At 39.6% G+C, this 13431-nt stretch carries 11 protein-coding genes; 6 read left to right on the top strand and 5 right to left on the bottom strand.

The features are described 5' to 3' along the window. On the top strand, positions 1-810 hold the full coding sequence (locus BW139_RS16325) for a class I SAM-dependent methyltransferase (RefSeq protein WP_076920354.1): 810 nt from the start codon (positions 1-3) through the stop codon (positions 808-810). On the opposite strand, the gene BW139_RS16320 is transcribed toward BW139_RS16325, so the two are convergent. Continuing rightward, on the bottom strand, positions 802-2400 hold the full coding sequence (locus BW139_RS16320) for a GMC family oxidoreductase (protein WP_076920353.1): 1599 nt from the start codon (positions 2398-2400) through the stop codon (positions 802-804). The two genes, BW139_RS16325 and BW139_RS16320, sit on opposite strands and share 9 nt — an antisense overlap. An 88-nt stretch (positions 2401-2488) precedes the next feature. On the opposite strand from BW139_RS16320, the gene BW139_RS16315 reads away from it, so the two are divergent. The 5 genes from BW139_RS16315 to BW139_RS16295 all read left to right on the top strand — a co-directional run bounded on the left by BW139_RS16315 (position 2489) and on the right by BW139_RS16295 (position 9988). After that, positions 2489-3490: an AraC family transcriptional regulator gene (locus BW139_RS16315; protein ID WP_076920352.1), complete on the top strand. Its 1002-nt coding sequence runs from the start codon at positions 2489-2491 to the stop codon at positions 3488-3490. A 35-nt stretch (positions 3491-3525) separates the two neighbouring features. Then, positions 3526-4521: a Gfo/Idh/MocA family protein gene (locus BW139_RS16310; protein WP_076920351.1), complete on the top strand. Its 996-nt coding sequence runs from the start codon at positions 3526-3528 to the stop codon at positions 4519-4521. A 176-nt stretch (positions 4522-4697) separates the two neighbouring features. Then, positions 4698-5564, top strand: a complete 867-nt coding sequence (locus tag BW139_RS16305; RefSeq protein WP_076920350.1) for a DMT family transporter — start codon at positions 4698-4700, stop codon at positions 5562-5564. A 334-nt stretch (positions 5565-5898) separates the two neighbouring features. Next, positions 5899-8313: a TonB-dependent receptor gene (locus tag BW139_RS16300; protein WP_076920349.1), complete on the top strand. Its 2415-nt coding sequence runs from the start codon at positions 5899-5901 to the stop codon at positions 8311-8313. 85 nt (positions 8314-8398) lie between these two features. After that, positions 8399-9988, top strand: a complete 1590-nt coding sequence (locus BW139_RS16295) for a sulfotransferase (protein WP_076920348.1) — start codon at positions 8399-8401, stop codon at positions 9986-9988. A 573-nt stretch (positions 9989-10561) separates the two neighbouring features. Here BW139_RS16295 and BW139_RS16290 read toward each other — a convergent pair. The 4 genes from BW139_RS16290 to BW139_RS16275 all read right to left on the bottom strand — a co-directional run bounded on the left by BW139_RS16290 (position 10562) and on the right by BW139_RS16275 (position 13294). Continuing rightward, on the bottom strand, positions 10562-10963 hold the full coding sequence (locus BW139_RS16290) for a hypothetical protein (protein WP_076920347.1): 402 nt from the start codon (positions 10961-10963) through the stop codon (positions 10562-10564). 229 nt (positions 10964-11192) lie between these two features. Beyond that, positions 11193-11354 carry a hypothetical protein gene (locus BW139_RS18620; protein ID WP_235575554.1) on the bottom strand — a complete coding sequence of 54 codons (162 nt, stop codon included), beginning with the start codon at positions 11352-11354 and terminating at the stop codon, positions 11193-11195. A gap of 105 nt (positions 11355-11459) precedes the next feature. After that, positions 11460-11915 (bottom strand): M23 family metallopeptidase, encoded by a 456-nt coding sequence (locus BW139_RS16280; RefSeq protein ID WP_076920372.1) that lies wholly within the window; start codon positions 11913-11915, stop codon positions 11460-11462. 464 nt (positions 11916-12379) lie between these two features. After that, a complete protein-coding gene (locus tag BW139_RS16275) occupies positions 12380-13294 on the bottom strand; it encodes a hypothetical protein (protein ID WP_076920346.1) in 915 nt (304 codons plus the stop codon). Between the last annotated feature and the right edge of the window lie 137 nt (positions 13295-13431).

Genomic DNA, 13431 nt, shown 5'->3' with positions numbered 1-13431 from the left:
ATGTATTTAAATCCAGACTGGAACATACTTACGGTAGGTGATGGCGATTTATCGTTTTCAAATGCGCTTTATCGTCATATTAAGCCAAAAAAGTTAGTGGCATCCACTTACGACGACCAATCAACTATTGAGCAAAAATACCCAGATAATGCGCTCAATGCTTTAAAGTCGCAAAAGGTAGAAGTACTTAATAGCTTTGATGTAACCAACCCACAATGTTGGCAAACGCTCGGCCAGCATTTACATAGTTTTGATGTGGTTATTTTTCAATTTCCGCTTATTCCTGCGTTTGTTGGTCGCGATGCATTTGAACACAATACTCGCCATACCAGCATGAACGTACTTAACCGCGCATTACTGCATCAATTTATAAAATACGCCAATGAGTTTGCTTTAAATACACAAGGTGCAGGGCTATGTTTCATCACTTCAAAAGATGTTAAACCTTATCGAGAATGGAATATTGAAGGCAGTTTAAATACCCATTTAAACGCACAATATCAGGGGCAAATGCCATTTGATATTAGTCACTTTAATGGTTATAAAATTCGCAATGTTGACCGTGATAAACACGTTAAAGACACCAGCGGCATTACCTATGTATTTAGTGAAAAACCCTTACCTGAACTAGCTAGCTTGTTAACTTTGCCTGCTTACTTATCCGATAATTATTGCTCGCTATGTCGTGTAGGGCCGTTTTTAGCTGACGAGGATAAAAGCAAGCATTTTGCTGCTAAAAAACACCTGCAAATGATCAAACTAGAGCAAGACTGGCAGCAATGGTTAACAGCGTTTTATAAGTCAAGCTAGCTTAATTAAGTCAGCTGCTTTTTCGGCAATGGCTATCACACAGGCATTGGTGTTGCCGGTAATTATATGCGGCATAATTGAGGCATCAACCACTCGCAAATTTTTCACGCCATGTACTTGTAGTTGGCTATTCACTACCGCCATGGGATCTTGCCCCATTTTACAAGTGCCTACAGGGTGGTATTCAGTCTCGGCCGTTTGCCTAATATACTCAATAAGCTGCTCATTATTGTTAACATCTAACGGGTAAACCATATCGCCTCTAATTACATCAAATGCTTCACTTTGCATGATCTGCAGTGTTTTTTTAAGCCCAGCCAACATCACGTTTAGATCATCGGGATGGTTTAAGTAATTAGGGTCAATAAGTGGAGCACTCAAGGGGTTGGCATCGGCTAATCGAATCGTGCCACGGCTTTTAGGTTGCATAATACTACAATGAATACTGTAGCCATGCCCTAGGTGTAGTTTACGGCTATGGTCATCCACCAGCCCAATTACAAATTCAAGCTGTACGTCGGGTACTTTTGAATTGGAAAATAGCTTTATAAAAGCATGTGATTCTGCAAAGTTACTAGTAAGCTGCCCTTCACGTTTGGCAAACCAATCAACGCATCCTTTTGCAATATTAAGCGCACCACTCGGACTTATACCAAATGTGCCTTTACTGTATTTAGCTTTATACAATGGCACAACGGTTAAGTGGTCATGAAGGTTCTCTCCAACACCAGAAAGCTCGTTTACTATTTCAATATTATGCTGCTTTAGTTGCTCTTTAGGGCCAACCCCCGATAGCATTAAAATTTGCGGTGAGTTAATTGCGCCAGCGCTTAAAACCACCTCTTTTTTTGCATGCAATACAACGGCCTTATTGTTTATAGAAACAGAGACTCCGGTTGCGGTTTTATCGCAAAAAAGCACTTTATTAACGTGTACTTTGCTAAGCACAGTTAGGTTTTTTCGATTTAAATGGGGGGTTATATACGCTTTTGCCGCGCTACAACGCTCCCCTTGATATTGAGTCACTTGCGATAACCTGGCTCCCACTTGCAGCCCTGCGTTTATATCGCCATTGTGCGGAACACCTTGTTGTTCGCAGGCGTTTAAAAACAGCTGATTTACTGGGCTTGGCAGGCTTAAATCCTGCACATGCAAAGGACCATAAACCCCGTGTACATCACTTTCAGTAAAGGTTTTATTATTTTCAGCTTTAATAAAATAAGGCAATAAACTCTCATAGTCCCAGCCCTCATTGCCCAGTGCAGCCCAACTATTATAATCGTGCTTATTACCTCGAATATAAACCATGGCATTAATGGAACTTGAACCGCCAAGCACTTTGCCACGAGGCATAAATCCGCAGCGGTTATTAAGTTCTTTTTGAGGTACCGTATTGTAATGCCAGCTATTAATGCCATAAGGCACGCTTGCAGCGACCCCTGCAGGCATTTGAACCATTGCACCTTTATCACTGCCGCCCGCTTCAATTAAGCACACACTCACATTTTTATTTTCAGATAATCGCGATGCGATAACGCAGCCTGCACTGCCTGCGCCAACAACAATGTAATCAAATGTAGTGATATGCATACTTATTCTCCAATTAAAAAACTAGTTTGCATGGAACATCGAATAAAAACTTGTTATTTTTAGACACCCTCACGCAAAAGTATATTTTATGAGCCGTTTGATTAGAGCCACCTCATTACAAGGAATAGACCATTTAATTGCAGAACTTGGGGGGGATTTCTCAGCCATAATGCAGCAGTGCGCCATTAGTGTGGACTTTAATAAACTAGAGCAAGAGACCCTTACTTACCGCGCGTATGCACAGCTATTAGAGCATTGCGCGAAAACACTAAATTGTCCAAATTTTGGGTTAAAACTAGCAAGTCTGCAAAGCTTTGATATTTTGGGCCATATTGCAATAGCCGCTCAAACAGGCACTAATTTAGCCGAGGCGCTAGATTGGGTGATAAAATATTTACACTTGCATACGCCAGCGCTTAATTTAACCACTCATCCACTTGATGATAATAAACACGTGTTTTTATCATTCGCTATAAATCTCAGGCCATTACCAGCAATAAACCAAGTAATAGAGCTCACCATTGCATTGGCCATTGCTACCTTAAAAAATATGAGTAATGGTCGCTGTAAGCCACAAAGTGTATTTTTACCTCATACCCTAGGCGCAAATAAGCAGACCTACCATCAGCATTTTGGGTGTAAGGTTATTACTCACAGAAATAGCGCCGGCGTATTAATTGCCAAACAAGACTTAGATTTAACACTTAACGTTACTAAGCAGCACAAAACCCAAGCTGCACTTAGCTTTTTAGCCGAAAATAATGCTCATAGCCAATCTTTGCCTGCTCAGGTAAGCGCACTTATTCGTATTATGCTACCGATATTTCAAAGCGCTAATAATACTATTGCCGCTGCGCTTAATATTCACCCTCGCACTTTGCACCGAGAACTTAAAAAGCACGATACCAGTTTTGTAAAGCTCAAAGACGCCACCCGGCGAGCCTTATGTGAGCACTATTTATTACAAAACCAATTGTCGGTCACGCAAATTTCAGAGCTTTTAGGTTATCAGGAGCAAGCCACGTTATGTACTAGCATTAAACGTTGGTTTAATTGCTCTGCCCGCGCATTTAGAGCCAAACATTGTTAAACTGCGCCCTTGTTTAAAAACAGCAAAGGCTAAACATGAATTTTGTAATTGTAGGTACTAATTTTATTAGCGACACGTTATTAGCAGCGGCTAATACACTCAGCAATTTTAATTTATACGGTATTTGCTCTCGCCAAATTAGTAGCGGCGAGCGCTTTTTAGCTAATCATCCAACAAATACCGACGCTAAAATTTTTACCTCTATTGATGCTGTGTGCCAAGATGAACAAGTAGACGCAGTTTATATTGCCGCGCCCAATAGCCTGCACAGCGCGTATGCACTACAGTGTTTAAAAGCGGGCAAACACGTATTAGGCGAAAAGCCCTCAGCGGCTAATAGCAAGCAACTTGCGGCTATTTTAACTACGGCAAAGCAGCATCAGCGCCTTTACATGGAAGCGATGATGACCACCCATTTACCTAATTTTGCGCACTTACAAGCTGCCCTGAAAAAAATCGGCACACCGCGCAAGTTTATTGGTCAATTTAGTCAATATTCATCACGTTACGATAAGTATAAAAATGGTGAGCGCCCTAATACCTTTTTACCTGAATTTGCTAATGGTGCCTTGCTAGACTTGGGCATTTATCCACTTTATATTGTTATTGCATTATGGGGGGCACCACGCTCTGTGCATGCCAGTGGCGTATTACTTGAAAGTGGTGTTGATGGTGCTGGCGATGTGCTTTTAAATTACCCCAACAAACAAGCGGTGATCAGCTATTCGAAAATTTCACAAGGCGAAAATATCACAGAAATTCAGGGAGAATTAGGCCGTATTAGAATTGAAGCCGTGTCGCAGCTTAAAAAAATAGAGTTTATTGCTAACAATGGCCAAAAAGAGCTTATTAGCACGGAATTTGACGAGCACTTTATGAAGTACGAACTCAACCATTTTATTAATACCATTGAGCAAAATCAGGGGGAGTCTAGCGTTAATACTCATCAGCTTTCTGTCGATGTAATACAAGTACTTGATACCGCACGCGCACAACTTGGTGTTGTTTACCCTGCAGATTTAACGACTTAATAAACAAAAACTACCGACTAAGCGATAAGCGTATTTTATCGCTTGGCCTTTGAGCACCCTTTACTAAACACTGCTATTTTGAATTAAGCTTAAAAAGATCACAAAATTTGACTTACCTCTAAGATCAAAAGCAGGTAACATGCCGCCAAAATTCATCGCAATCTTTAAGGACATCCATGCAAAAATCAACCAAAGAGCTATTACTGGCTATTTTATGCATATTGCTAGCAATGATGACGATTCAGTCAGGCGCGTCACTGGCTAAACAGCTTTTTCCTATTGTTGGGCCTGAGGGCACAACCGCCTTACGTTTAGGGTTTTCGGCCGCTATTTTGTGTTTGATTTTTAAACCATGGAAACACTTCCCTGTTGCAAGCCAACGCTTACCCATATTAATTTATGGCTTAAGTCTAGGCGGCATGAATATTCTATTTTATTACGCGATAGAACGTATCCCATTGGGTATTGGGGTTGCACTTGAATTTACCGGCCCATTAGCTGTCGCGTTGTTTTCTTCTCGCAGAAAACGTGACTTATTTTGGGTTGCCTGTGCAGTGGCCGGTATTTTATTACTTTTACCTGATATGAAAGGTCAAGACAGCCTTGATCCAGTCGGTGTAGTGCTCGCACTTTCGGCGGGTGCATGTTGGGCTGGCTATATTTTATTTGGTAAAAAAACAGGCAGCCAGAGCTCTGGTGGCGCAACGGTTGCGATGGGCATGACAATATCAGCCATCGTGCTGGTGCCTTATGGTGGCATTTCACAAAGTGCCGCATTTACTTGGGATATTATTCCATTAGGCATTGCTATCGCCGTACTTTCAAGCGCCCTGCCTTATACTCTTGAAATGATTACTTTACGTAATATGTCGCCACAAGGTTTTAGTATTGTAATGAGCCTAGAACCTGCAATTGCAGCACTCGCTGGCTTAGTTATTTTAGGTGAACTGCTAAGCATTTGGCAGTGGCTGGCTATTTTACTGGTGATTATTGCCTCGGTAGGCAGCTCCATGTCTAATGGTAAAAAGCAGCCTGCTGCTTAGAGTTTAATAATTTAATTGCGTCATGAACTATCATGGCGCAACTTCTCATCTCCTATTTTACAACTCCCTCTTAGTATAACTAAGCCTACGTTTTATCTCTCCTTTCACACCATTCATTGTTGCACTTAAAACAATATATACCACTTGCGGTGTGTGCATTATTTATACAAACACCTTGTTATATTTAAACTTTAAATTTAAGTAAAAATCCAAATCTTAATTTTTATTCTAAAAAAGTGAATTAAAATTCATATTTTTATTTCCATCAACAAAACTCCCTGATATTATTAGCGCTCATTTATTAACGTACTAAATCTAACTGGGATCAATTTTTATGTTTAAACCAAGCCTGTTAACCTTGGCTGTATCAAGCGCACTGAGCGGTGTATTATTTAGCGGTAATGCAACAGCACAAGAGCAAATTATTGAAAAAAATAAATCGCTTGAAGTTATTGAGGTTACAGCAACACGCCGAAGTGGCTCTATTCAGGCTGCGCCTCTTAACATTACTGCGCTTGATGCCGATGTAATGAAAGACCAAAATATCAGCGAATTAGCCGATGTAGCGCGTTGGGTGCCAGGTTTAACAATTACTGATCAAGGTGGTCGCTCTGGCTCACCTATTATAGTTCGTGGATTAAATACAAATTCTTCAGGCCCTTCATCAGATGGCGGCACGGTAGCCACTTACATTAACGAAATTCCAGTATCGGTAGATATGCGCCTTGTTGATGTAGAACGAGTAGAAGTACTTATTGGGCCACAAGGCACACTATACGGGGCTGGTACATTAGGTGGCGCTATTCGCTACATGCTTAAAGAGCCAGAGCTTGATTTTATATCAGGTGAAGTATTTGGTGATGTTTTTCAAACTCAAGAAAGTGATTCGGTCGGTGGCGAAACTGGTTTTATCTTCAATTTACCATTAATTGAAGACAAACTTGCTGTTCGTACCAGCTTAAATATTTATGAAGACCCAGGGTTTATTGACTACGCCTACACCGTTCGTGAACCAGGTGTGTCGATCACCGACCCTGATTGGACAAACCTTGATGCGGTTAATAGCAATCTTAAAGATGTAAAAGACGCCAACGGTGAAACCACCACAACTGGGCGTATTTCATTACGTTACAAAGCAAATGAGTCATTTGAAGGCACATTAAACTACTTCTATCAAAAGCAAGACACCGAAGGTCGCTCAATTGTTCATCACAATAGCCTAAACGAAAATAATGGTTTAAATGATCGCATCGGCAAATACGAGTCAGCGTACCGTTTTGAAGAGCCACGGGAAAAAGAAGATCAATTACTCAGCCTTGAACTTAAAGCCGACTTAGGTTTTGCTGAGCTGGTATCAGCTACCGGTATTTCACACTTTGAAGCCGATGGTCAACGCGACCAAACTGACCTTTTAATTCGTTTAGACTATGGCTACGAGGAGTTTCCTTCGTTTTCAGCATTTACCCGTGAATTAGACGAAGTCGATACCTTCACTCAAGAGCTACGTTTGGTCTCACAAAGCGATAGCGACCTAAGCTGGATTGTTGGTGGTTTTTACAACAAAACCGACACTGATGCATCAAGCAGAGAGTTTACGCCAGGCTTTGATCAGTTCGCAGTTGATAATTTTGGTGGCGCACAGCTAAGACCAGACTCTTTAGAGTATTTAGAAATTACTGGCAGCAAAGTCACTGAGTCTGCACTTTTTGGTGAAGTGGGTTACCAAGTAACCGATAAATTCGACATTACCATTGGCGCGCGCTTTTACGAATACGACGTAGAATCAAAAGCGGCTTTTGACTTCCCATTAGCAAATACCTTGTATGAAGGTGCTGCACCTGATGCAATTTCAGTTAACTTTGAAGAAAACAAAGCAGGTGACAACGGTAATCTATTTAAATTTAATGCTAAGTATCAGTTTACTGATACTGTAATGGGATACGCCACTGTTAGCGAAGGCTTTAGAATTGGCGGCTCAAATGGCCTAGTCCCTTGTCCTGTGCCCTTACCTGAGGATCAACAAACAGGCTGCGGTACACCTGATGAAATGCTGTATGAAGCAGATACTACAACTAACTATGAGCTAGGCTTTAAAAGTACATGGTTTAGAAGCCAACTACACTTTAACGCCGCGCTATTCAATGTTGATTGGGATAACGCACAAATTGCCGGTGCAACAACAGTAGGCCAATTACCGTATTTATCAAATGCTGGTAGCGCGAATGCGAAAGGGATTGAAATTGCCACGCGTGCAATCTTATCAGACTCGTTTACTGCCTATGCAACTTATGCCTATACAAAAGCAGAGCTAACTTCAGATGCACCATATTTATTTAATGCTGACGGAAGTGATGGCGCGGTAGATGGCGACCGTTTACCAGGCTCGCCAGAGCATCAGTTCTCTATGGGGATTAACTACCAAACAGAAGTGTTTAACGACAAAACCCTTGATATTAACTATGGTTTAACCGCACAAAGCGATGTAATTTCAAAAGTAGGCCTACGTGACAACGGTGAAGCACTCCCAGGTTATAGCTTAAGTAATATTTCAGCTAAATTAACCGCCGATGCATGGTCGACTACTTTATATGTAGATAACCTATTTAATAAATATGCGGTTACTTCTGTTCGTCGTTCAGATGCTGATATAACAACAGCCAATGGCGCAGACATACAACGTAATTATGGTTACTATATTAATCGCCCGCTTACTGTTGGTATTAAATTTAACTATAAGTTTGAAATGTAATTAAACGATAAGTTTAAGTACAATCAAGAGGCTCAAATTAATTTGAGCCTTTTTATTTGTAAGCACATTATTTATAAGAGCATTCATGCAGCCAAACTTAAAGCAACTACACCAAAGCGCTATAAATAATCTAAACCAAGGCAATATTCAGCAAGCGCATAAAGCATTGGTTGAGCTAGTGACACAGCAGCCTGACTTTGCTGATGGCTACTTTTTACTCGCTATGGTTAATTTACAGGTTGGCCAAATTTATAAAGCGATAAAGCTGATTGAAAAAGCATTAAGCTTTACCCAGTCTATTGAATATACTGCACAACTTGCCAAGTGTTACGCCCTTACCGGCGACTTACAAAAAGCAAAAAACACCGCCCTCAGCGTTAAGCTGGAACACATTAGCAAAGCACTGGATGCCGATACATTAGGCGTGGCGCTCACCCAAGCAGGTTTACATCAACAAGCAGCTGATTACTTTATATGCGCATTAAGTTTAGCTGAGGCGAGTAATACTCGTCAGCCGCAGTTTTATTATAACTATGGGGTGTGTGCTAAATTTTTAGGCCAGTTTGATAAAGCACAGCAAGCGTTTGAAAATGCCATTTCACTGAACCCGCTTCATCATCAAAGTCATTTTGCCTTAGCCGATTTAACTAAAGTCACCGAACATAACAACCACATAGCGCGATTAAAAAACGTATTTACACAGGTCAATCACCCCGACGCTAAACTACATATAGGTCATGCGCTGGCAAAAGAATATCAAGACTTAGGAGAGTTTTCAGCGGCCTTTAATGCATTACAACAAGGTAAAGCAGCTAAACTCGCTAATAAGGCGTTTGATAATCAAGCGTCTGAGGCTTTATTTGCACATATAAACCAGCTCAGTGATAAATACAAAAACCAACAAACAGCTGGCAACCAAAGCAGTGAGCCAATTTTTGTGTTAGGTATGCCGCGCTCAGGCACCACATTAATTGAGCGCATTTTATCAAGCCACAGCGACGTACAATCGGCGGGCGAGCTGCAAGACTTTGGCCTAAGTGTAAAAAAACTTAGCCAAACGCACACGCCTCAAGTACTCGATAAAGACACCTTAAGCCAAGCTTACCAGCTTGATTTTACAAAACTTGGCAGCACTTACCTTGAAGCAACCCGTGTTGTAACCGGCAGTCATAAACACTTTATTGATAAACTACCGTTTAACTTTTTTTATATTGATTTAATTACCAAAGCACTGCCAAACGCGAAAATAATTTGCCTACTTCGCGACCCCATGGACACCTGTATTGGTAACTATCGCCAGCTATTTACCATTAACAACCCCTACTACGCGTACTCGTTAGACTTACTCGACACCGCTAAATTTTACAGCCGTTTTTATAAACTGATGCAGCACTTTAGCGCCCTGCACAGCAATATTAAACTAGTAAAATACGAAGAACTCATCGCCGCACCAGAGCAAAAAATAAAAGAGTTAGTGAGCTATTGCGATTTAGACTGGCAACCACAGTGCCTTGATTTTCATTTAAACACCGCACCGGTATCAACCGCTAGCAAAATGCAAGTGCGCCAACCGCTTAACAACAAGGCCATAGGCCGCTGGAAGAATTTTAAGCCCCATACAGATGAAGCGCAGACCCATTTAGTTAATGAAGGAGTTATAGGTTTAATGAAATAACAACAAATGTTACGTGGACGGGTAGTTCATTGTGATTAATTTTAAAGTTACCGGATGGATTCACGAACTCTGATCAAGCGGGTTGATATAATAATTAACACACCACAAACTATACCCAAACCAATGGATTTACTTAATCCCAGTGATCCTAAAACAGGTTTTATCATAAAATAATTAAAAATAACCATAGGTAAAAGCGCAACGAAAAACACTTTTACATTAAAGGTTACTGCAAATGGTTTTTTGCATTGTGGGCACTCTCTTATCTTGCTCCAACTTTGTAGCGCTTTAGAAAAAATCCAATTTTTTCTTCACAATGAGGACATTTATAAAATTGTTCATTCGCCTCAAAACCATCCTCTACTTCATGACTCGTTGTTGGATTTTCAAGGCGATTATTTAACTCTTTCTTTAGTTCTTTAGTTCATTTGTTCTTTCAGGATACGCTTCTTGATCGATAGCACGTAATGACTCTTCTAGCTCTGAAATTGAATATTCTGAGTAATTTGGTTCCATACCTGTGTTCTCCTTGTTTAATAAAGCCCACTGAGAAATAGTTTCGTTAAAGTATCCTCAAGAGGCGCTAGTCAACTGTTTTTTATATAAATAAAATAAATGAAAGGTCGCTATAAAGGGTGCAATAATAATATATATAAAAATAAATTCTTGCGGTTTCATCGTACTAAATTCAGTCGTAGTTAAAACGACAGGACAAAAACTACAACCTAATAACAATCCAACTATCACAATAATAGGATGCTTTAATACCGTTAATTTTTTCATCGTTTTTATTAATGAATGTAGTGACCATAAACCATATGCACCACCCAGCAAAAAATAGCCCAATAAAGGATTTAATGTAACTGAAAATACAACCCAACCAAATATACTATAAATCAAATAAAGCAATAACGTAGGTATAAAAACAAAAGCAGTATAAAGAGATATTATTTTTTGTAATTGAGAATTACTCATACGTCTTATAAACATCCAAAACTGTATTAAATAACAGATAATAGCTGGCTAAAGCATCGTGCGATTGCAATATGTCGCTTTTTCAAAATCACTAATATTCATTGCAATGTTAGAAATTTCAGGAAATAAAGTAACAAGCTTACTAACAATTACTCGTGAGAGGTTCGCTTTTTGCTCTGTTGTTCTTCCTTGCATTATATGGGCAAACACATGGATAAAGTCTTCACGCTTATTCCCCAAAGAAAGTATTAAATGGATTTACTCTAACTTTTATATCACCTTCGTCAAATAAACCTGTAGCGTGAGCTACAAAATGAATTTGTTCAATAATGTATTCCTCATCATGTTCCCCAAAAACACTTTCAGAACAGTCCATTATAAAATGAGGCATATACTCTCCTTGATATTAATCGCTAATATGAATAGTTTGACCGCATCTTACTTGTGAATAAGGTTCATATTGGTATTTATCTTAAATACATTTTTTCAATACAGCTTATATAAACATTTCGTGAGGATTTAAAAAAAACATTCTTTTCCAACCCTGAGTCTGTGTTGTAGCTAACCAAGGAATTGGAATTATTGATAAGATTGAATAATGAATATGCGGTTGTTTTCCCTGGGCATTACCTGAATTTCCCAAAACACCAATAACTGAGCCAGCCTTAACAACAGTACCCGTTGTAACAGAGTAACTGTCCATATGCGCGTAATAGTGAATACGCCATTTAGGCCCTAATACTGCCACTACATTCCCGCCTTTACGTATTGTGCCCGTATAAATGACTAAGCCTTTGCTAGAAGAAAGTGTGGTAGTCCCTTTTTTACCAAATATATCAATCCCTTTATGGACCACAGAGCTTCCCCATGGCTCATACCAAAAAGTATTATGGTTCCAATCATTGGGTGTTGCACCCTCAACAGGAATAACAATGTCATCTGGTATGATCATACCTATAAGGAAAACTGCGGTAAGTAGAACGAGTATAAATCTTAATTTTTTCAATGAGCTATCCTTGGCACATATTAACTGAAACACTCCCTGTTAGTGTGTCTGCGTGGGAACTATTCATACAATGGGCTTTAGTTTATAAAGGGAAGATTTTAATGCCCTAACCAGGCCCAAGTTAATGAAATCCGCTGCCCTAGGCCATCCCTGCATTACTCAGCATATTAATTAAGCTGATATTAAACCGAATTAAGCTCGTTAAATCAACACACTAATTTCGACTATAAGTTAAGTTGAATATGAGCGCCTCAATTAACATAAGCGTTTTGTATTATCGATTGTCTGCAAAGTGCCAATTGCAGACAGTGGTAACGCCGTCTTAAGCGGACAAAAATTGTTGGTTAAACTTGTCGAGGCACGAAACATAACCAACTTTTTTGTTGATCTTCACCCGTTTAAAGGACTTGTTATGCACTTTCCCAGCCTGCTTTGGTAAAGTTTATGAACTCAAGATCCTCACTCCCTCTTTGTGATAAAAATTCAGTTTCACCAAACTCAAAGTTAAAATTATACAAAGGTTTATTTTCTTTTTTATTAACTAGAGAAAAAACAGAAACAAAACAAGCTAATGGGTCCCACTTTTGTTTTTTTGCAGAAACGTTGCAAATTTCAATCCTAGTGAAGTGGTCTAATGAAGCAAAATTATAGGCAAATGTTGATGACAGCCCATTTCTAATTGATATCCCCTTCTTTGAAGCCGACACCAGTAGATGATTCCAGCCATCAATTACTCCTATGCCACAGAGTCTGACATAACTCTCATCATGGTAAGAATAAAGCACTAACTCATTTGGGTGTTCATTATGACTTTCATCGAAGTATTTAAGTCGTAATAAGACTGCATCGTTATCATCAAGTAATGTAAGCAAAGTTCCACCATATTTTTTATCACATAGTTTAAAGTTGATTCTAATATAGAACTCATCTAGCTGTTTGAATCCATTATTACTTATAGAAGCACAAGAGCATATACCATCAAACAACAATGATTGATGATGAAGAAAGTCATCAAGTACGAAATTCGCCACACCTGGGTTAGAGCCTTTTTCATAGATAGAGACTAACCGATCTCTATAACTTTTCACCTCATTCGAAGTGTAATTTTTGTGCTGACTTGTAGTACTGTCAAACTTTGAGTGGTGTTCAAAGCATAGCCAAACTAGGTTGTCTGGACGATGGTCATCGCGACTTTTATTTATATGCGCTATTTGACCACTTTTTTCTCTTGTATCATGGTCAATAAAGCAACAAAGAGGACATCTACGTTTAGTACTCGTTAAAACTAAAGTTTCGATATCTTTAGGTATCGGCTTTCTAGACATAAGACTCCAGTGTATAACATTTTAGTATTTATGCGACACGCTGTTTGTGTTGCATAATCGCTTGTTGGACTGAGCCGCTACCTGCTCGGTGTGTCAGAGTTGGTGTTGTTTATGCTATGGGAATTTGCTTTTTGGAG

The sequence above is a fragment of the Pseudoalteromonas sp. SK18 genome (genome assembly GCF_001974855.1).
Taxonomy (GTDB): domain Bacteria; phylum Pseudomonadota; class Gammaproteobacteria; order Enterobacterales; family Alteromonadaceae; genus Pseudoalteromonas.
The sequence above is the reverse complement of the archived record's forward strand: the minus strand, read 5'-3'. Positions and strand labels throughout refer to the sequence as shown.

Bases quoted from the DNA above. Each gene is read 5' to 3' on its own strand.
- BW139_RS16325 (WP_076920354.1), top strand. From the start codon at position 1: ATGTATTTAAATCCAGACTGGAACATACTTACGGTAGGTGATGGCGAT.
- BW139_RS16320 (WP_076920353.1), bottom strand. From the start codon at position 2,400: ATGCATATCACTACATTTGATTACATTGTTGTTGGCGCAGGCAGTGCA.
- BW139_RS16315 (WP_076920352.1), top strand. From the start codon at position 2,489: ATGAGCCGTTTGATTAGAGCCACCTCATTACAAGGAATAGACCATTTA.
- BW139_RS16310 (WP_076920351.1), top strand. From the start codon at position 3,526: ATGAATTTTGTAATTGTAGGTACTAATTTTATTAGCGACACGTTATTA.
- BW139_RS16305 (WP_076920350.1), top strand. From the start codon at position 4,698: ATGCAAAAATCAACCAAAGAGCTATTACTGGCTATTTTATGCATATTG.
- BW139_RS16300 (WP_076920349.1), top strand. From the start codon at position 5,899: ATGTTTAAACCAAGCCTGTTAACCTTGGCTGTATCAAGCGCACTGAGC.
- BW139_RS16295 (WP_076920348.1), top strand. From the start codon at position 8,399: ATGCAGCCAAACTTAAAGCAACTACACCAAAGCGCTATAAATAATCTA.
- BW139_RS16290 (WP_076920347.1), bottom strand. From the start codon at position 10,963: ATGAGTAATTCTCAATTACAAAAAATAATATCTCTTTATACTGCTTTT.
- BW139_RS18620 (WP_235575554.1), bottom strand. From the start codon at position 11,354: ATGCCTCATTTTATAATGGACTGTTCTGAAAGTGTTTTTGGGGAACAT.
- BW139_RS16280 (WP_076920372.1), bottom strand. From the start codon at position 11,915: ATGATCATACCAGATGACATTGTTATTCCTGTTGAGGGTGCAACACCC.
- BW139_RS16275 (WP_076920346.1), bottom strand. From the start codon at position 13,294: ATGTCTAGAAAGCCGATACCTAAAGATATCGAAACTTTAGTTTTAACG.